A 20048-nucleotide genomic window follows, 5' to 3' on the forward strand; every position below is an offset into this window, starting at 1 on the left:
GATGGAATGCAATGAGAAAAACACTACTTCTTTTTAAATCTTTCCTGATGAGCGTGTGTGCGTTCACACTGACCGCTCAGGCACAAAGTTTATCTGATGTAACTAATATCAATGTAGGCGAATGCTATATTTATGATTCATTTTTGTCGGCAGTTTGGGGGAATGAGTCCATGGCGCCCGGCAACGGAAGCACTGCGAATGATTATTGGGCTAAAAGTTGGATTACAGGGACCCGCAAGGTCTACAAGGGTTCAGAGGTGGCAAATATTGGCGGAACTGAACTTGAATATATAGTGAAACAAGTGCGTCCCGGAAATTATAATAACTCTATCGGCATGCTGAATATGAAAAATTTATATAGAGCCGATGCATCGGAGGCATTTAAAGAATCTCATATAACCAGTAGTTTAACTTTACCGGAACTACCCAGTGTCGGTAAGATAGCCCTGTTTCTGTTGAAACCTTATAAGTCGGGCGTATCAGATGGCATTGCACTCGATAAAAAAAATGCAGATGGTTCCTGGACAGAGGTGATACAGGTGAAACATCCTTCTGCAGACGGCTGGGTCTATCTGCATTATATTAATAAAGAAGCTATTATTTCTCAGGTTCCGGTGACGTATCGGATTCGTTCTTATTCATATAACTCAAGAACCGCAGAAGGGTATGGCCCTATTTTGGGAGGCCTGATTGTTCAGAAATATCTGGAGAATGACAATTATACCAAACCGCTTACCCGGCCTTATTATCCGTTAGGAAATAACTCATCTACTTTGTCGAATGCCAAAAAACTGGTAGACACTTATACGGAAGCTGAATGGCTGGGATTAGTTCCCACACAAGCCCCCCGTAGCTTGCAGCACAGTCCGGCTTCTGTTAATAGTACGGATTGGACATGGGATCCCGCCCGGCCGGACCAAATAACCTGTAAGGCTACCGGTACTGTGTTTCCAAACAGTAATTATACGGTTTTATATGCCAATGCGGAGGTTATGACCGGAAAGATCGTTAAAGTCCCGTATTATAAAACGTCCAAAGGCAACACCTATGTACAGGCTCAGATTGATTATGGAAAAACAGCCTTTATGACTAAGAACTTACCAATTCTGGGAGCAGCCTATCAACTGACAAAAGATGAAAAGTATGCCCGTTATGTAGCTTTGGCTTTGGACAAATGGGCAAATGCGGTTCCTGATTTCTTTATGACCGAAGGATGGAATAAAGACCGGATTGTGAATAAGAGTGACCTTTCGAAATATCCGAATGTACAACGTGCTTCGGATCATAACGGGTTGACTCATGAATTTCATGAGGGAGAATTATTATCGTTTGATCGTATTTATGAAAGCCAGGCATTGAAGGATCTTTCGGCAGAGAGAGGCTACGATGTACGTCGGCATGTTATTGATGATCTTTTCCTTAATATAGGGTTATGGGTGATTGACCAGCCGATGTCTACTCATCAATCTACCAATCTGGTGGGACATATTGGTGTACTGATTCAGGTGGCTGCTATTATTGAAGACGAAGCAATGAAAGAAAAAATCATTGATTTTGTCGATCGTTATTATACGTTGTGTATTGCAAACAACTTCAAGCGTGACGGTATGTATCCTGAGTCATTCTCTTACCACAGAGGATATGCCGATGAAAACTATGCAAACGTAAAACTACTGGAAGATTATTTCAGTATGTTTGAACCGGAAACTGACGCAATGCGCCGTATTGCTGCAAAATCTGTTACCCGTAAGGAGTTTACCCAACGCACTACGTTGGTTCATAAACAAGTTGGATTTCCGAATGGAGATATGGCTCCGTTTGATGATACTACTGCCGGATACAGTGATAAGCGAACTTCTACCAAATCTTATTTATTGCCGGCTTACTACCATGCCATGTTGGGAGCAGGTACGGGCGATCAGCAGATTCAATCGAATATCGGAGCAAATGATAAGGCCAATCATGTAGGCCATAGTGTGATGTCTATGACCCTTTATGCCAATGGAGAAGAGCAGATTGGTGACATCCGTTACTCCCGGCTTCCGGGACGCGATTATACAAATAGTGTGACGGCTCATAATCTGGTTGCTGTTGACGAAGAACTAACTCAATATTTCACTTCAGCCCGCCAGGTTCTTGGCAATAGTGGACATGTATTTACAAATGGTTACTTCACCTTGTTTGAACCGGGGATTGACGGGGTTGCTGCAACAGAGGTTTATAGTAAAACGATCCGTCCGGGAAAAGTAGAACGTTATCAGCGTATTCATGTTTTGAATACGATTGATCCGTCTCGTCCTTACCTGCTCGACTTATTTGTGGTTAAGGGAGGAACGAAGCACGATTACCTGTTACATGGCTCTACACAGTATGATCAAACGACTGAAACCAGCCTGTCTATGACGAAAATTAATAGCCAATACCCACTTTTGCCAACCGGAGTAACCTATAAAGATCCGGTAGTAGAAGCTGATAAAACAAACTGGTATGGTGCTTTTCGTGAAATGTCAAAAGCGCAATCTCCCGGAGAATGGAGTGTGACTTATGTGCAGGATGCTTCCAGAGGCGTTAAGATTTTTGCTGTGGATGATGCCCGGTCTACGGTATATCTGGGTAAGTCGCCTAATTCCTATCGTCGTGCTACCGGAACAACGATGTATGAATATTGGCGTCCGGTTTTGGTGGAACGCCGCACAGGAAACAGTGGCATGCGTAGTCTGTTTACCCATGTGATGGAGGCGTATAATGGTGGTTCTAAGATTGTTTCGGTAAAACAAGTTCCGTTAAATCAGAATAGTGAAGAATATGTGGGAGTGTCTGTCACCTTTACCGATGGCCGTGAAGACGTGATTCTTGTGAATCTGAACAATACGCTGATTACAGGTATTGATCCGGCAGAGAAAATATCGACAGCCGATGGACGTTATGCAATGGAAGGTAAGATAGCTGTTTTCTCAAAGAGTAAAGACGCAGAGAAGGCGAAGAGTATTTTGATTAACGGTTCCCGGTTGTCCGTGGGAGAAGAATCGGTAGAAATAGAGAACTACAAATATTCCGGAACTATCACCTCTACTGTACGCAAGGAAGACGGCGCTTCCTGCAATGCTTTTGTTACCGATGTTATGATTCCTGCCGGTGATGAGTTAAAAGGGCGCTGGATGTCGGTTAAATTTGGATCTTATAAAGTGATTAACCCACCTTCGGGTGCTGTGAAAACACAGGAAGATATGAACGAATTGTTTCAAATAGATCATGTAGAGCAGGTGGGTAGTCAAACTTATATTGTAACCGCCGAAGACCATTGCCTGAAGGTGGATGGTGAAATGGCTGAGGAGATAATGCGTCCGCAACGCCAGTTTACAGGGGCTACGACATTTACAATTTTAAAGAGCCAGTCCGGTCTGTTCGGAGGAGGTACGGGATTGTCTGCCGTGTCCGCCGAAAAGGATGTGCAAATCTATCCGAATCCGGTAAATGATATCCTGTATGTGCGTGCTGATCAGGAAATTAAGCGTGTTCTCATTTATTCACTAACCGGTTTTGCTGTGCGTGAACTTTTGTTTACCGGACAAACAGAAGTTACTGTTCGGGCAATGGATCTGGCAGAGGGCAACTATATTGTGACAATTGAGTTACAGGATGGTTCTGTTAAAAATGAACGGCTGATGATTGCCCGTTAACTTCTTAATTAATAAGTTGTTATAAGAGAGCCAAAAGTAGAATTCGCTATTATTAAAACGCAGATTAACACTAAGTTACGCAGATTTAATTTAATTTTTGCGTGACTTAGCGTTAATCTGCGTTTCTAAATTTATATATTAATAGCTTTCTCCGGTTTTTGACACCTTCTTGTTATTTATACTGTTTTTGAATAAGAGTAGTCGTATGTTATATGATTAAATCTTCTGCAAAACCTTGCATATGATTGTAAATCTTGCTAATATTGCATGTAGACTTCTCTGGTGAGTTGAATATAAACAGGCTCTTATAATCTATTTTTATCATATCATAGAACTATGACTAACCAAAATCTGATAGCGCAGTGCAATGAGGCAGTCATTCATTTTGCGAACGAATGTATAAAATGGCAGGAACAAATAGAAGTACTTTCTTCTACTATGGACGAATCTCTTGCAGTTCCATTGGGAAAGAAACTGTGTGCTTTGTCTGCATCCCGGGAAGAAATGGATATTTACCGCCGGATGTTTGCTGCCAACGAAGAGTGTGGTCCTATGAATGTCGGAGAGATATGCAGAAAATACATTAATGATTATAATAGTGATAAGAATCACAAAAAATATCATAATATGTATCGGAAAAAAGACGCTCGCGAAGTAAGAACACGAAGGTTGAATCAGATTCTGATAGCTCCGGATATAGAGACACCCGAACAAAAACGAGAGGCCTGGACTTTGTATAATTATTCGCCTTTATTTAGGTTGGTATTTACGCAAATACTGGATAATGCTGTTAAATATAGTATGCCGAATACTACTATCGATATGCAGATGGAAGTGCATGATGAATATAAACAGATTACTTTTTCTAATTTTGGCCCCCGGCTGGAAGAGGACGAAGCAAAGCGTGTTTTAGAACATGAATATCGTGGGATTAATGCTCAGTATTTGACAACTGAAGGACATGGATTGGGGTTGAGCATAGTGAAAGAAATAGCCGATTCGCAAGAGGTACAGGTCATAGTGGAAAGTGGTGAAGAAGCCAGCAACAGTTACGATAATGTACCTTATGAACTTTTTTCGATTATCTTAGTGTTCCCTCATCGTGATATCCCTGCTTCTGCTCCTGTATTTTTACAGGGTATTTCAGATAATACAGCGATAGGTATCTATCTTCATGAAATGAATCGTGTGATACGCACCTGTTATCGGAAATTATCGGATATCTGCAATTGGGCTACTTCTAACCGTCTGGAATTGCCCGAAGAGATGTTTTTTATATGTAATTGTATGCGGGTCTCCTATTTACATATGCAGGCATTGTTTTTTTATATTGATTATCTTCTGCTGCCACAAGACATGTGTGTGTATGGCAATCCGTTGGAAAAGACGGTTTCGCTGGATACAATTCTGAATAATATATGTGTGGCCTATCGGGATGAGATAGAATATGATAAAGACTTTTTGCCTTCTTTTTCTTTTCCGGCCAAAGAACTTCTTTTATATATCTATTTGAATGGCATTATATATCATTTACTGGAGCATCGTAAGGTGAAAGAAGAAAAGTTGGAAATGAATATTGATATTGAAACAAGTTCTGTTGTTTTCCGGGCGAAAAGTGGCTTTAATGATTTAGGAAGGAATGAAAAGCCCGTTTCTCTGGCAGAAATGGAACATCTGGACTGTCATAGATGGGGCTTTTATAATTCCATTTTGCAAAACACAACAAGCGGATTTACATCAGTTATTAATAAAACAGTAATCTTGTATATAAAATAGATATGAAAAATTTCTTAAAGGAGGTTCTGAAAACAACGCTTAGCACTTATTTTGCATCTGTTGTCACAGGTGTAGGTGGTGTGTCATCTTTGATTGCATTATTTCATGATGTATCAGGACATTATGTTATCTATTTATGTGCTCTATTGCTGTTTCTTAGTTGGTACTGCTTTTATCTGTCAAAGCAGAATAAGGCAAATGCAAAGCGGGAGGAAAGTAATATTAAGGTAACGAAATGTTCTTCTGTGACTTCCTTAAAAGAGAGAACATTTAATATCCTTGCTATTGATGACCAATATAAAACGCGGCAGTATTTGAAAGAAAGTTTTCAGAGCGAATGCCTCACAGTGATAGAAGCTATTCCTACCCCTTTGTTTGCTGAGGGATTTGATATTATTATATCCGATTTGATAGGTGCCGGTCCCGGTAAAAAAGAGAATGCAACGCAAATATTACAGGGAATAAGAAAACGTTATCCTTATAAATATCTGATAATAATGTCGTCTGAACCGTTGCTTCTTGTAGAAGTTGCACAGTGGGCGGATACAACTATAACAAAGACTGAGACGGACAGTTTGTATGAGAAGCTTTCAGTTGCATTGCTAAAAGCAAAGGAAGAGTTATCCAATCCCAAAAAGCGTTGGGAGAATCTAAAGGTACAGGGAGCGATTTTGCAGGACTCCTATAATAAAGAAGAGGAATATAGTTTATTTCTTGCTTCGCATCACCCTTCTACCCTAATTAAATGATACCATCATTGAAACGCAAATGATCGCAGATTTTCGCAGATTAAATGGCTGCGCTATACATAAGCTATGATACTCTTTGCGTGAATCTGCGAGTTTCTGCGTTTCAACAATTAAAACTCCGTGTAACTCTGTGAAACTCTGTGGTGAGTCTTACCTTACTTTTTTCTTTCTTCCTCTACTCTCTTTTTCCATCTCTGGAACGATTTCATGAGGGCATCTTCGTGTTTGTCTTCAATGTGATATTTATCCATAAATAATAGCAGTGATTTTTTATACATGATTCCGTTCCGGAATTTATTTTTCAGCATGATACTGTGTAACTCAGTTTTCAGCATTGTTTCTATTTCCTCTTCGATGATGATGACACTGTTGTGCCCCAGGTAATTGTATGTTTCGGGTTCTTTCCCGTATCTTGGGGCGGGTATTATGAGAGTCAGATTTCCGGTTTCCCGCCATGATACGTCTCGTGGACGTTTAACTGTGAGGTTTTTGATAACATGATACAAGTTTTCGATACTTTTTAACCTGATAGCATTGAGCTCCGTGACTACGCTGTTTTGATAGCGTACATACATGTAAGCCGCCAGATAGGGCTTTACATAGATGGTTGTTTTGACCATTCTGATTAGATTTTTATGTAACAATTCTTTTATCTTCATGGCCGTCTTCGACGGTTGAATTCAGTGCCATTGTGTTGAGAAAAAATCAACACTTTTTGGAGCTTCTTGGCACTTCTGTAAGAAGTTGTATATCAAATGGTTACAAGGTCTATTTCTTCCTCGTAGAGAAATATTGTTTTTCTCTACGAGGAACGGAGCTTTTCTCTACGAGGAATCGATCGAATCTCGTAGAGAAATGTGTGCTTTCATAAAATCCAAACTACAAAAGTAAAATAAAATCTATTTCATATATTTTCTTGTTTTTGATTGGTTTAGTTGTTTTGTAATAAAATATGGGTGTGTGGTTGCGTGTTGGTTTATATCGTACATATGTATGAACGAATGTTGGTAAATGAGATGGTTTTCCTCGTTTAATCTATTAACTAAATTTAAATAAGAAGATTTGAAATGGGAGTGAACTCATTTTGCAGGGAAAGTATAATTTCTACTTATACTTATTGTCAGAAAAATGCGAGTATTTGGAGTGTTTTTCGGAATATTATTATCAATACAAAGTAAGAGTGAAATAGGGATTCTTAATTGTTGATTAATAGTAGTTTGATATTATTCTTTTATTTGAATAGTGTTTCAATAAACGTTCGTTTATTGGCACAAAAATATGTCCTTTTTTTTAATGTACAAAATATTTTTCAATAAAAATGATCAGATCATATCTTAACTAGAATATATCTTATTGATTCATAGTAAATTGAGTGTATATATATAAGAATAATTAGTTTATTATTAATTTAACCTGAATAGGAATAAAGGTCTTTCTAAAATAGTGTGCCAATAAACGAACGTCTATTGAAACACTATTTGGTGTTAAATGTCTTGTTTATAGTTTTTTATGTGCTAATAGATATAAAATAGTGCATAATACATATCTCCCCTCTTTATGTTTTGTCTCCTGTGATAGGGAAACTATTGAGGGCTAGTGTATTTTAAGAATTGATAATCCATTTTATACACGCTTGACCGGAAGGAGTTTTATTACCCCGGTGTCCCCAAAGAATATCCAATTGTGAACAAATCCACAGACATCTGTTGGTATCCACTTCGTGTCACCTATAGCCGTGAGTTACAGTTGAAAGAGGTGCTTGATGCCGAGCGTATAGAGAATTTCATTCCGATGCATTATGAGTACGTGAAGCAAGGAGAACGTAAGATACGAAAATTGGTTCCTGTTGTACATAACCTTGTGTTTGTTCATAGTTCCTTTGTTTGTATTGATCGTGTCAAACGGTCTCTTGGTTCTTCTTTATCTGTACGCTATATCATTGACCGTGAGACGAATCGTCCACTTATTGTTCCGGATTCGCAGATGCGAAGTTTTATTGCAGTTTCAGGTAATTACGATGAACAGATTGTTTACCTTGATCCAGCCCTTACCTCTTTACGGAAAGGAGATCGTGTACGTATTGTCGGTGGTGTTTTCGAAGGGGTGGAAGGAGTTGTTATCCGTGTAAAAGGCGATCGCCGTGTCTCTGTTTGTATCAAAGGCATTATGGCTGTGGCCACTGCATATATTCATCCTTCTTTGATAGAACTGATCCCCGATACTATTTGTGAATAAAAGAAAATGATTAGTTCCGTATTTTTTTATCAATAGTCAACTGTAAATCGCTAAACTGTAAATCTATCTATATGTTGTCTTTTCAATCACAAGTTGATACTTTGTGCCGTATAACCCGTGATCTTCTTAATCTGGGTTTTGATGGGACTCCTCTTTATTCCAATGAATTTTGTGCACTCAATACAGAAGTCTACCGTCAGGCTGAGGCTCTTTTTGTATTGCGGGGTTCTAATATTGAAGAGGAAGCACAGCGTTGTTATGTTTTATTGACTGCTTATCATGCTACTATTTATGATCATGGTAATAAAAATTTAAAAATCCAGTCCTTGCTTGATCGTAGTTGGCAATTGTTCGAACAGCTCCCTGCTTCCTTACTGAAGTGCCAGCTTTTAGTGGCCTGTTATAGTGAAGTTTTTGATGAGGATTTAGCTCAGGAAGCACGTGCAATTATGAATAGTTGGACTGGACGTGAATGGACTAAAGCGGAATGTGAAGTTTCCGATTATTTGGATAGTCTGGAAACCAATCCCTGGCCTGATTGGGAGATTGTAGAGTGAGTCATATTGTAATTTACGGAATTGTTTTAATAGCTGTTTTATGAGAATGAGATTTCTGAATAATTGTTTGCTGTGTCTGTTGGCGCTTTTTGTCTCCTGTTCTGCTCCCAAAGAGGTGCTTTATTTACAGGATATTACTTCTTTGAAAGAAGAAACTATCGATAAAAACTATGAGGTAATCATTCATAAGGATGATTTATTGGCTATTTTGGTGAACAGTAAAGATATGGAATTGGCGTTGCCGTTTAATATGCCTGTAGTTACTTATCAGATAGGAACTCAGACTACGGCTCAGCAAAAGTTATTAGGGTATCTGGTTGATCAGAATGGAGATATCGATTTTCCCATTTTAGGCAGACTTCATGTAGAGGGCCTAACCCGTATGCAGGTGACGGAATTGATAAAACAGAAATTGATGGAGGAGGATCTGATAAAGGATCCTATCGTCACTGTACAGTTTTTGAATTTTAAAGTTTCTGTGATGGGAGAGGTTGCCCGTCCGGGCACATTTGATATCTCCGGTGACCGTATTACTTTATTGGAAGCTTTGAGTATGGCGGGTGATTTGACCATTTATGGTCGTCGCGACCGTGTAGCCGTTATCCGTGAAAAAGACGGTAAACGTCGTATTTTGTATCACGACCTTCGTTCTTCCGATATTTTTCAGTCTCCCTGTTACTATCTGCAGCAGAATGATATTGTGTATGTAGAACCCAATAAAGCCAAGACCGGCCAGAGCCGTATCAACTCCAATAATTCTGTGAGCGTTTGGCTGTCTGCCGTTTCGGTATTGGCTTCCATCGCTTCTTTAATGGTAACCATGTTTAAATAATCCGGATATAAAAAGAATAATGAATACTGAATACAAAAACAATGATGTCCGCAGGCAGGAGTCAGAAATTAATATCAGCGATATCTTCCATCTTGTATTGGCTAACTGGCACTGGTTTGCACTGTCTGTTTTGGTTTGTGGCGGGATAGCTTTCTTTTATTTAAAGTCTTCTTCCAAAGTATACAGTCGTAAAGCATCCGTTCTTATCCGCGATGATTCCAAAGGTGGTGGTATGAGTGAATCAGCAGCTTTTTCCGATTTGTCTCTTTTCGGTGGTAAACGCAATGTGGATAATGAAGTGCTTGTTTTCCAATCCCGTCATTTGATGGAAGAGGTTGCTCGCCGTTTGCATTTGGATATGAGTTATAAAGTGAAGAATGGCCTGCGTAATAATGAGCTTTACACCCATGCTCCGGTAACGGTTTCTTTTCCTGAGGTGGAGGAGCGTCAGGTTATAAAAGTAGTGGTTACCCCTCTCGATTCCGTTACGGTACGTCTTTCCGACTTTTCTTTGGTTGTAAGCGGTGAGGGAGTCCATTCGGAAGAGGTTTTGGATGTACATCTGAATGATACGGTTTCTACTCCGATCGGTCCGATGGTTATCACTCCTACATTATATTATACGGAGGTCTTTTATGGTAAGCCCGTAAATGTAGTCAAATCCAATTTGGAAAGTGTCATCGAAGGATATCGTACCAGATTGAAGGTTTCTCTTGCCAGCAAGACGGCTACCATTATCAACCTGGTTTTGGATGATGTATCCACTGCCCGCGCAGAAGATATTCTGAACATGCTTATTGCCGTCTATAATGAGGATGTGATCAATGACAAGAACCAGATAGCTGTAAATACCTCCAAATTCATTAATGAACGTCTGATTATCATCGAACGTGAATTGGGTAGCGTGGATGCCAATATTGAAAGCTTTAAGCGCGAAAATCAACTGACGGATATTACTTCCGAAACTGGTATGTACCTTGCCAATACGAGCCGTTACCAGCAGGAAGGTCTCAGTCTGGAGAATCAGTTGAGTATTGCCAGATATATTAAGGAGTATTTGACTGATCCTCAAAAGAATTCAGATTTGATTCCTGCCAATACCGGAATTTCAGATAACAGTGTTGAGGCTCAGATTAAGGAATATAATGATATTCTCTTGAAACGTGACAAACTGGTGGTAGGCAGTAATAGTAAGAATCCGATTGTGATGGATCTGAACAACTCTCTGAGTGCAATGAAGCAGACGATTATCCGTTCGGTGGATAATCTGATTGTCGGTCTGAATATCCAGTTGAAGAATATCCGTGAACAGGAAGAGCAGACCACGAAGCGAATTGAGGCCGTTCCTGCCCAGCAGAAATATGTACTTACGGTAGAGCGTCAGCAGAAGATCAAGGAGGAGCTTTATCTTTACTTGTTGAATAAGCGTGAGGAGAATGCCTTGACACAAGCTATTACGGAGAGTAATGCCCGTATTATAGATGCTGCTTCTGGTAGCAGTACTCCGGTAGCACCTAAAACAATGATTATTTTCTTGGTTTCCATTGTTTTAGGTTTAGGTATTCCCATGGGTGTATTTTGGTTGTTGAATGTGATGGATACTAAAGTCCGTACCCGTAAGGAGTTGGATGGAGTACTTACCATTCCTTTCTTGGGTAATATTCCCCGGCATGGCAATAAAAAGGGAGGAGATTCTGATGGCATTGTTGTCCGTGAAAACAGTCGTGATTCTGTATCTGAGGCTTTCCGTATCATCCGTACGAATATGGATTTTATGCGTGTAAAGTCTGATAAGTTGCAGGTTGTTATGTTTACTTCTGCCAATCCGGGTGCAGGGAAGACGTTTGTGTCAGGTAACCTTGCTATGAGTATTGCCCAAACGAACAAGAGAGTTGTTTTGGTTGACGTTGATATCCGTAAAGGTACATTGAGTGGTATCTTCTCAAATACCTCCAACCGTATGGGACTGACACATTATCTTTCGGGAAGTACGGATAAGGTGGACGATATTGTAGGTAGGAGTGAAGAGTATGATAAATTGGATATCATTTTCTCTGGTCCTGTACCTCCCAATCCAGCCGAATTGTTGTTGAGTGAACGTTTTGACCGTCTGATAACGGAACTTCGTAAACGTTATGATTATATCATTGTGGATAATGTTCCTGCGGGTATGGTGGCCGATGCTTCTATTGTCAATCGTGTAGCCGATCTTACCATTTTCGTAGTCCGTTCAGGTGTGATGGATCGTCGTCAGCTACCGGAATTGGAGAACATGTACCGCCAGGAGCAGCTTCGTAATATGGCTGTAGTATTGAATGGCGTTCCTTCAGGCCATAAGGGGTATGGTTATGGTTACGGTTATGGCTACGGTTATGGCTACGGTTATGGAAACGAAGGTCATAGTCACAAACATGGAAAAAAACGCAAAAGCTTTGAGAATCTTTTCTCCTATTTTTTGAAACGTTCGTAAGAACTGGACGTTTGCACCTTTCGTACTTACTCTATTTAGTTTGCTTGTACCTCTTTCATCTTTTTATCAAGGCTTTTATTTATCGTAGATACAAGGAGATTTTGGCTGGTACGATTCTTATGAGTTATAAATACGGTTCATTTTATAAGATTGACCTACAAAAACTTGTGTCCATATTTAAAGGACGGAGATTCTATCAAAATGTACCTTGTATTTGGTTAGTTAAATGTAATATTTGGATTATTAATATTATACGTTGTTTGTGAATCTCTATTTAGTATATAATGTAAAAGAAATATTGATGTTTGCATTATGTTTGGTGATTTGAGGATGTTGTGTTTGTACATTCTATGATTACATAGGATGGGAGTACTATAAGAACGGGCAGGATATGATGGTTATGGTACGTCTTTCGTTTTGGTGATGTGCTGCCCTATAACAGTATTCTTTTAGTTACTTTCAGCACTTCAATGTTTTTTTTATTTACAAGTAGGAACTTATATACCTGTCTTGTAACTTTTTTGCAGGTTTTGCTATGATGAAGTTCCTTAAATGCTCTAAAGGGCATTTAAGGCTTTGTTTGGTGATTCAGAAAAAATAAGATAAAAGTATATAGAAATAAATAATGTCAGATAACACTTCAAATAATAAACGAATAGCAGTAAATACTATTCTGTTGTATATACGAATGCTTTTCGTAATGGTAATATCACTCTATACATCGAGGGTGATATTACAGATTTTGGGAGCTGATGATTTTGGAATCTATAATGTTGTTGGGGGTGTTGTTGTTTTGTTTTCGTTCTTGACGAACGCAATGACATCTTCTACTCAGCGATTCCTCAATTATAATCTTGGTTTGAAAGACGAGGGGAAAGTGTCTCATATATTTAATATATCTATACTAACCCACTTAACTATTTTTCTATTAGTACTTTTTTTGTCAGAAACTATAGGATTATGGTTTGTTAAAACTCAACTTAATATTCCTGTAGATAGAGAGAATGCCGCAATGTGGGCTTATCAGATGTCTGTAATTACAACTTTGATAAATATCATGTTGATTCCGTATAGAGCCTCTATTATTGCTGCAGAGAAGATGTCTATTTTTACCTACGTGTCAGTTTTGGAAGTCGTATTGAGACTAGGTGTTGTACTTATACTGTCGTCCTTAGCACAGGATAGCCTTGTCTTGTACTCAATTCTTCTTATGCTTGTCACATTGTTAACGTTCTTTATTTATCACATTGAATGTCGAATGAAACTATCTTTTACAAAGTTTTATTTTGTATGGGATAAGAAGCAATACAAGGAAATGATGTCTTTCTCTGTATGGTACCTATTTGGTGGTATGGCTATGGTAGGTGCAAATCAGGGAACAAATATACTCATTAATATTTTCTTTAATGTGATAGTAAATGCAGCTGTAGGTGTAGCAAATCAGGTCCGAAGTGCAGTCTTTGGGTTTGTATCAAGTTTTCAAATGGCATTCAATCCTCAGATAGTAAAATTATACGCTTTAAAAGAAAAAGATCAACTATTATTATTAATATACAGGTCGTCAAAGTTTTCGTATTATTTGCTATTTATTATCTCGTTTCCTATAGTATTGTTCTGTAAGGAGATCCTTTCTATTTGGTTAGTAAATGTTCCTGATTATGCTGTGGCCATTACACAACTTGTTATTATCACATCTTTCACAGAGGCATTATCAGTACCTTTATGGACGGCTATTGGAGCAACAGGAAAAGTTCAGAAGTATCAACTATTAGTTAGTTTAATTATATTCTTAAATGTACCTCTTGCATATGTGGCATTTAAATTAGGAATGTCTCCTATAGCGGCATTTGTAATTAATTTTATAGTGAGTGTTTTTGCCTATTTATATAGGCTACTTTATATTAAGAAATATGTTCCGTATCATTTGGGTGACTATCTTAAGAAAGTGGTACTCCCATGTGTTATTGTTACTATTTTGTCATTTCCAATACCATATGTTTTCAGAGGATATACTGTTTCTATTATCTCTACAATTCTTCTTTTAATTCTAACTGTTGTAGTTACTGGTATTGTAATTCTCCTTATTGGTTTGGATATGAACGAAAAACAATTTTTAATATCGAAAATAAAGAAAGTGATCAAAAAAAAATAATATGAAAACTATCATGCTCGTCTTTGGTACTCGTCCCGAAGCTATCAAAATGTGTCCTCTTGTAAAAGAATTCCAGAAGCATACAAAGGATTTTAAGACAGTGGTGTGTGTAACCGGGCAACATCGCGAAATGCTCGACCAAGTACTCCAAATCTTCGATGTGAAGCCCGATTATGACCTCAATATCATGAAGCAAGGTCAGGACCTCACCGATGTAACTGCAGGAGTCCTTACCGGTCTGCGTGACGTGTTCAAAGAGTGCCGACCTGATGTAGTGCTTGTTCATGGTGACACTACCACCTCTACCGCAGGAGCTCTTGCTGCATTCTACGCACAGATTCCTGTAGGTCACGTAGAAGCAGGCCTCCGCACCCACAACGTCTACAGTCCATGGCCAGAGGAAGTGAATCGTCAGATCACCAGTCGTATCGCTACTTACAACTTCTCTCCAACTCCACTTTCAGAGAAGAATCTTCTCGAAGAGAAGGTACATGGCAACATTTACGTTACTGGTAATACTGTCATCGATGCTCTTTATATGGTGGTCGATAAACTCAAGACCGATGCTATCCTTGCACAGGAGCAGGACAACGTACTCGCTCAGGCAGGTTATGCTGTAACTCGCCTTGCTGGTGGTCGTAAGCTTGTACTCATTACCGGTCACCGTCGTGAGAACTTTGGCGATGGATTCATCCGTATGGTAACCGCTATGAAGGATCTTTCAGAGAAGTATTCTAAGGTGGATTTCGTTTACCCAATGCATCTCAATCCTAACGTGCGCAAGCCGATCCACGAGGTGTTTGGGGAAAACCTCATCCGCCCTAACTTCTTCTTCATAGAGCCCCTCCAGTACCTCGAGTTCGTACACCTCATGAGCAAAGCCACCATCGTCCTCACCGACTCAGGCGGTATTCAGGAAGAAGCTCCAGGCCTTGGCAAACCGGTGCTCGTAATGCGTGATACAACAGAACGCCCAGAGGCTCTTACATCTGGTACTGTTCGTCTTGTAGGAACCGATTACGACAAGATCATGAGAGAAGTTAGCACATTGCTTGAGGATGAAGTTGCTTATGAGAAAATGAGTAAGGCTGTTAATCCATATGGTGATGGTTTGGCTTGTGGTAGAATTGTAGAAGTATTGAAATAATTTTCTTTATATATCATATGAAATCTCTGTGCAAATATATATTGCCGATTTGTACTCTAATTGCTCTATATCTCTATGAAAAGAGTACTTTAGCCAATGTTGCAATTACATCAGTATTCTATGGTGAAGAAGAAGTAATTTCGTCCACTATTATCTTTATACTATTTGTATTGATGAGTATTAGCACTTTTTTTATGAGAGGGATTATGGTAGTATCTGAAGAAGGAAGAAGACTAAAGAATTCATTAGTTGCATTTCTGGTATATGTATATATATTGTCGGTATCTGTTTCTTTATTTGTACCATTTCAATCAAGAATTCTATACTTTGCCATAGGGTTACCTCTACTTTCATTCATGGTAGTTCAGAGGTTTCTTAGAGTTCATAGGTCAATAAATATTTTGCATGGGATAGTATTATTATTTTTCTTACTAAGTTATCAATACCTAATTAATTACAACATTGTCCATGCTGCAGCGTCGGATACTAGTTCAAATAATTCATCCTATTTTTTGTTGTATCTCTTACCTTTTTTGTTATGTATTGAAAAAAAATATTTGAAATGGATACTTATCTCTATAGTAGTTGTTGCAGTACTTTCTTCATTCAAAAGAGGTGGGACTATTACAGTATTTGCTTCTCTTTTAGTCTATTATTATGTAAATAACATCAAACTTACTGGTGGCTCTTCAAAGATGCTATATCTGCTACTATTATTGTTTGTAGTATTTTTAGTGGTATCTTTTCTTAATTCAACGGATAATTTAATAATTGAACATTTGTCAGAGCGTTTTATAAATATCAAAGATGATAATGGAAGTGGTCGATCTGAAGCTATTAGTGAAGCATTGTTACGATTTACAAATTCAGATGTGGTTAGTATGCTGTTTGGGCATGGATGGAATATGGTTGAGCAAACCTCAAAGTTCGGTATTTCTGCTCATAACGATTTTGTCGAATGTTTGTATGACTTTGGCATTATTGGTTTTATATTACTATTAAGAGTTCTATTTATGGCATATAGATATTTGAAATCATTAATTGCAAACCATAGTATGTATGCAGCTCCTTTTGCAGCAAGTTGCACCATCTTTATGCTTAATACGATGGTGTCTCATATATTAATATATCCATATTATCTTTTACTGTTTATGGCATTTATTTCTTTTGTAGTTTATTCATCATCAAATACTTAATGTGTATGAAAATAGGAATTCTAACATACCATTGGGTTGCAAATTTTGGTGCAAATTTGCAGACCTTGTCGACCTATAAATATGTGGAAAATGCTGGTCATACTCCCATAATCATAAACTGGATTCCAGATGATTTAATGAAGGTTTATGAAAGAAAGGTAAGTAAAGAACAATTATGTATTCATCAGCAATTCGCTATTTCAAACTACCATAATATAACAGATGTATGTAAAGATAAATATGATATTGCACGAGTTGTTGACGAGAAACAGATAGATATTGTTATCATTGGAAGTGATGCTGTTTTTTCTTATACTCCAATTTTAGAAAGAATTCGCATATGTAGAAGAGGGCTTTGGTACTTCAAACCGATATCTGATTTCGACTGTCCTAATCCTTTTTGGGGGGACTTCTATCCGTTATTAAAACGAAAGGTGAAGCTTGTTGCAATGTCGGCATCCGCTCAAAATACGAATTATAAGAAAATTATCTTGGGCTTTGAGAAGAAACGTTTTGTAAAAGCTTTGGAGCAATTCTCTTATGTTTCTGTTCGTGATATTTGGACAAAACAGATGGTCTCTTACTTAATAGGTAAGGACATTGATGTACCTATCACACCAGACCCAGTATTTGCTTTTGAGAACAATGTAAGTCCAAATAATCGAAATATCGTTCAAAAATACCTAGGCATAACTAATAAGTATGCAATTCTTTCTGTTACAAGTTCTGTTAAGGAAGAAGCATGGATAAAAGGCTTGGAGAAACATTTTTCTGAGATTGGTATTACTCTCATTGGGTTACCTCAAACAACCATGCAATTTAAAAACGTCCTTGAGTATAATATGCCATTTCCTATTGATCCATTAGACTGGTATCTGTTTATAAAGAATTCGGTTGGATATATTGGAGAATTAATGCATCCAATTTTGGTGTCTTTGCACAACGCAGTTCCTATTTTTGCTCTTGATTTGTATGGATTTAGAAAGAATGGAAGACTTATTACAGAGTCAAGCAAGACATACCAGATAGTTAAGCGATTCGGATTGTTAGATAATTATTATAGTGTAAAAGACAATAAAGAGTTACCTAAGCCAGCCTATGTTGTAGAGTGTATTGCTGGTTTTGACAAGATAAAATGTCAAAGAAATGCATCAATAATGTATAATAGGTATCTTGATATGATGGATACAATATTTAATAGTAAATGAAACGAATTTTGTTTATAGCTCCAGAGTCATTCCCTGTTATGTCATCCGAGTCTATTTGTAATTCTAAGGTGGCGCATGTCCTTGCTTCTGCTGGTTACAAAGTAGATGTCTATACATGTGACGATCGTGATACCTATCCAGAGGATAATTTAATTGACGCTTATCTGAGAAGTCATAAGAATTTAAGAATTTTTCCTGTGAGAAATTCCAAGGTACTACTCTCAAGAGCTAATAGCTTTAAAAGTAATTTTAAGAATCTTCTATTTAATTTAGGGATTTTGCTAAAGACTGGATTCTGGTACAATGGTATATCTATTCCATATAGTATTTATAAATCTATAGAAGATAATGTTCGTAAAGAAAGAGGCTTTTATTATGACCTTATGATAACACGAGCAACATATTGTGATTTGGCAGCTATTTTATTAAAGCGTAAGTACGACATCATATGGAATGCTAATTGGAACGATCCATTTCCTGACAAAAAGTTCCCAAAACCATACGGTAGAGGTTGTAATACAAAGTTACCATTTTTTGAGGACAGGATCTTTAAGGCAGTTCAGGAAATGGTTGATATTCATACTTTCCCAAGTGAGAGGTTGCGTAAATATCAACTAAAATGTTTCCCATTGGTGAAGACTGATAAGACCATGGTAATACCTCATATGGCCTATTCTGAGTTGTTGCCAATTATCCAGAAGCCTAAGTTGGATTCATCCGTCTTGCAACTTGTTCATTGTGGCAGTGTTGGAAAACCTAGAGATCCACGCCTTTTCTTGGAGGCTCTTTCTCGTGTATTAATTAAAAGAACATTTGACAGAGGGCAGATTCACTGCTCTTTTGTAGGACGATATGATGAGAATTTGGATCAAATTATTAATCACTTTGGGCTTGAGGATGTAGTAAGTTTGATTCCACCTATGAGTTACTCTGATAGTCTCAGTTACATATCACAATGTGATGTCTCTTTAATTATTGAAGCCCAGTGTGAAGAAGGTATTTATTTGCCCACCAAATTTGTAGATGCGATGCAAACTCATAAACCTGTATTCTGTGTAAGTCCATCTAGTGGTACGTTGCGGGATATGGTATCTTTGTATAATGTAGGTTATTATTCTGATAACACATCTATTGTTTCAATAGAAGAAGGTATAGAACAGATGTTGCTGGACTTTAAAAATAATAATCTTCCTACTGTTGATAGTAATGTGGCATCTGAGTTCTTTGAAAATTCAATAATAAACAAATTTAGAAGTATTATTTAGTATGTTTATTTCTATTGTAACTGTTGTGTTTAATGGAGAAAAGACGATTGAACGTACTTTGCAGTCTATTTTGAACCAGCAGTTTGACGATTACGAATATATAATACAAGATGGTTGCTCTAGTGATAATACAGTAGGTATTGTAAAATCGTATGAGAAAAAATTCAATGGAAAGTTACGTATATATTCAGAAAAGGATAAAGGAATATATGACGCGATGAATCGGGGAATTCAAAAAGCTAATGGTGATTATGTTTGGTTGGTAAATTCTGATGATTATATTACGGGCAGTGCATTGCAGGATTTGTATAACTTTTGCAAATCTATTGAATTTAAAAAGTGTATTATTTCTGCCAGAATGAATATAGTTGATGCTAATAGTGGTTCTGTAATAAGTAGTCCTCTTGGTAGTTCATTTGAGATATACGAAAAAGCATGTAAGAAATTAAAGATGGGCATTTGCCACCCAGCGACAGTGGTGCCTAAAGCGATTTATGACACTCTGGGCTTGTACGATGATAGATATTATATTTCTGCTGACGTAGATTTCTGTTTAAGAACTTTTGAAAATAATGTTCCTGTTGTGTTTCCTGATATCATATTGACAAATATGACTAACGGTGGTATTTCCAATCAATTCCCTTTTAAAAAGAATATGCACGATTGCTTGTTAAGAGCAGTAAAATTCAGCAAATCACCCATAAGTAAACTAAAGTTTATTTCTTATTATTTTGTTAGGCTTGTCGCATTAAAGACAATTAGCAAGATTCATTAATTGTGA

At 37.8% G+C, this 20048-nt stretch carries 14 protein-coding genes; 13 read left to right on the top strand and 1 reads right to left on the bottom strand.

Annotation, left to right across the window (positions count from 1 at the left end; translation table 11 throughout):
- Positions 1–11 precede the first annotated feature (11 nt).
- The 3 genes from VCM39_RS03415 to VCM39_RS03425 all read left to right on the top strand — a co-directional run bounded on the left by VCM39_RS03415 (position 12) and on the right by VCM39_RS03425 (position 6205).
- Positions 12–3680, top strand: coding sequence for a T9SS type A sorting domain-containing protein (locus VCM39_RS03415; protein ID WP_322933920.1), 3669 nt, complete (start codon positions 12–14; stop codon positions 3678–3680).
- A gap of 336 nt (positions 3681–4016) precedes the next feature.
- A complete protein-coding gene (locus VCM39_RS03420) occupies positions 4017–5456 on the top strand; it encodes a sensor histidine kinase (RefSeq protein ID WP_221649764.1) in 1440 nt (479 codons plus the stop codon).
- 2 nt (positions 5457–5458) lie between these two features.
- Positions 5459–6205 (top strand): hypothetical protein, encoded by a 747-nt coding sequence (locus VCM39_RS03425; RefSeq protein ID WP_322933919.1) that lies wholly within the window; start codon positions 5459–5461, stop codon positions 6203–6205.
- A gap of 155 nt (positions 6206–6360) precedes the next feature.
- Here the strand turns inward: VCM39_RS03425 and VCM39_RS03430 are convergent, their stop codons facing one another.
- Positions 6361–6825 (bottom strand): hypothetical protein, encoded by a 465-nt coding sequence (locus tag VCM39_RS03430; protein WP_007487190.1) that lies wholly within the window; start codon positions 6823–6825, stop codon positions 6361–6363.
- Between the two features lie 1063 nt (positions 6826–7888).
- Between VCM39_RS03430 and VCM39_RS03435 the strand changes: the two genes are divergently transcribed.
- The 10 genes from VCM39_RS03435 (at position 7889) to VCM39_RS03480 (ending at position 20042) form a co-directional block, all read left to right on the top strand.
- On the top strand, positions 7889–8440 hold the full coding sequence (locus VCM39_RS03435; protein ID WP_007487192.1) for a UpxY family transcription antiterminator: 552 nt from the start codon (positions 7889–7891) through the stop codon (positions 8438–8440).
- A gap of 71 nt (positions 8441–8511) precedes the next feature.
- Positions 8512–8997 carry a UpxZ family transcription anti-terminator antagonist gene (locus tag VCM39_RS03440; protein ID WP_007487194.1) on the top strand — a complete coding sequence of 162 codons (486 nt, stop codon included), beginning with the start codon at positions 8512–8514 and terminating at the stop codon, positions 8995–8997.
- A 40-nt stretch (positions 8998–9037) separates the two neighbouring features.
- Positions 9038–9829: a polysaccharide biosynthesis/export family protein gene (locus VCM39_RS03445; RefSeq protein ID WP_322933918.1), complete on the top strand. Its 792-nt coding sequence runs from the start codon at positions 9038–9040 to the stop codon at positions 9827–9829.
- A gap of 19 nt (positions 9830–9848) precedes the next feature.
- Positions 9849–12299: a polysaccharide biosynthesis tyrosine autokinase gene (locus tag VCM39_RS03450; RefSeq protein ID WP_322933917.1), complete on the top strand. Its 2451-nt coding sequence runs from the start codon at positions 9849–9851 to the stop codon at positions 12297–12299.
- A gap of 625 nt (positions 12300–12924) precedes the next feature.
- Complete coding sequence (locus VCM39_RS03455; RefSeq protein WP_322933916.1) at positions 12925–14451, top strand: hypothetical protein; 1527 nt, start codon at positions 12925–12927, stop codon at positions 14449–14451.
- Between the two features lies 1 nt (position 14452).
- Positions 14453–15598 carry a non-hydrolyzing UDP-N-acetylglucosamine 2-epimerase gene (wecB, locus tag VCM39_RS03460; RefSeq protein ID WP_322933915.1) on the top strand — a complete coding sequence of 382 codons (1146 nt, stop codon included), beginning with the start codon at positions 14453–14455 and terminating at the stop codon, positions 15596–15598.
- Between the two features lie 194 nt (positions 15599–15792).
- Complete coding sequence (locus VCM39_RS03465) at positions 15793–16794, top strand: O-antigen ligase family protein (RefSeq protein WP_321029020.1); 1002 nt, start codon at positions 15793–15795, stop codon at positions 16792–16794.
- A 5-nt stretch (positions 16795–16799) separates the two neighbouring features.
- A complete protein-coding gene (locus VCM39_RS03470; RefSeq protein WP_322933914.1) occupies positions 16800–18002 on the top strand; it encodes a polysaccharide pyruvyl transferase family protein in 1203 nt (400 codons plus the stop codon).
- Entirely contained in the window at positions 17999–19267 is a 1269-nt protein-coding gene (locus VCM39_RS03475; RefSeq protein WP_322933913.1) for a glycosyltransferase, read from the top strand. The genes VCM39_RS03470 and VCM39_RS03475 overlap by 4 nt, the downstream gene beginning before the upstream one ends.
- Position 19268: 1 nt before the next feature.
- Entirely contained in the window at positions 19269–20042 is a 774-nt protein-coding gene (locus VCM39_RS03480) for a glycosyltransferase family 2 protein (protein ID WP_321029017.1), read from the top strand.
- Positions 20043–20048: the final 6 nt, after the last annotated feature.

Source organism: Bacteroides mucinivorans (genome assembly GCF_034654355.2).
In the GTDB taxonomy this organism is placed as follows: domain Bacteria; phylum Bacteroidota; class Bacteroidia; order Bacteroidales; family Bacteroidaceae; genus Bacteroides; species Bacteroides nordii.

Bases quoted from the DNA above. Each gene is read 5' to 3' on its own strand.
- VCM39_RS03475 (WP_322933913.1), top strand. From the start codon at position 17,999: ATGAAACGAATTTTGTTTATAGCTCCAGAGTCATTCCCTGTTATGTCA.
- VCM39_RS03465 (WP_321029020.1), top strand. From the start codon at position 15,793: ATGAGAGGGATTATGGTAGTATCTGAAGAAGGAAGAAGACTAAAGAAT.
- VCM39_RS03455 (WP_322933916.1), top strand. From the start codon at position 12,925: ATGTCAGATAACACTTCAAATAATAAACGAATAGCAGTAAATACTATT.
- VCM39_RS03420 (WP_221649764.1), top strand. From the start codon at position 4,017: ATGACTAACCAAAATCTGATAGCGCAGTGCAATGAGGCAGTCATTCAT.
- VCM39_RS03450 (WP_322933917.1), top strand. From the start codon at position 9,849: ATGAATACTGAATACAAAAACAATGATGTCCGCAGGCAGGAGTCAGAA.
- VCM39_RS03480 (WP_321029017.1), top strand. From the start codon at position 19,269: ATGTTTATTTCTATTGTAACTGTTGTGTTTAATGGAGAAAAGACGATT.
- VCM39_RS03425 (WP_322933919.1), top strand. From the start codon at position 5,459: ATGAAAAATTTCTTAAAGGAGGTTCTGAAAACAACGCTTAGCACTTAT.
- VCM39_RS03440 (WP_007487194.1), top strand. From the start codon at position 8,512: ATGTTGTCTTTTCAATCACAAGTTGATACTTTGTGCCGTATAACCCGT.
- VCM39_RS03445 (WP_322933918.1), top strand. From the start codon at position 9,038: ATGAGAATGAGATTTCTGAATAATTGTTTGCTGTGTCTGTTGGCGCTT.
- wecB (WP_322933915.1), top strand. From the start codon at position 14,453: ATGAAAACTATCATGCTCGTCTTTGGTACTCGTCCCGAAGCTATCAAA.
- VCM39_RS03415 (WP_322933920.1), top strand. From the start codon at position 12: ATGAGAAAAACACTACTTCTTTTTAAATCTTTCCTGATGAGCGTGTGT.
- VCM39_RS03470 (WP_322933914.1), top strand. From the start codon at position 16,800: ATGAAAATAGGAATTCTAACATACCATTGGGTTGCAAATTTTGGTGCA.
- VCM39_RS03430 (WP_007487190.1), bottom strand. From the start codon at position 6,825: ATGGTCAAAACAACCATCTATGTAAAGCCCTATCTGGCGGCTTACATG.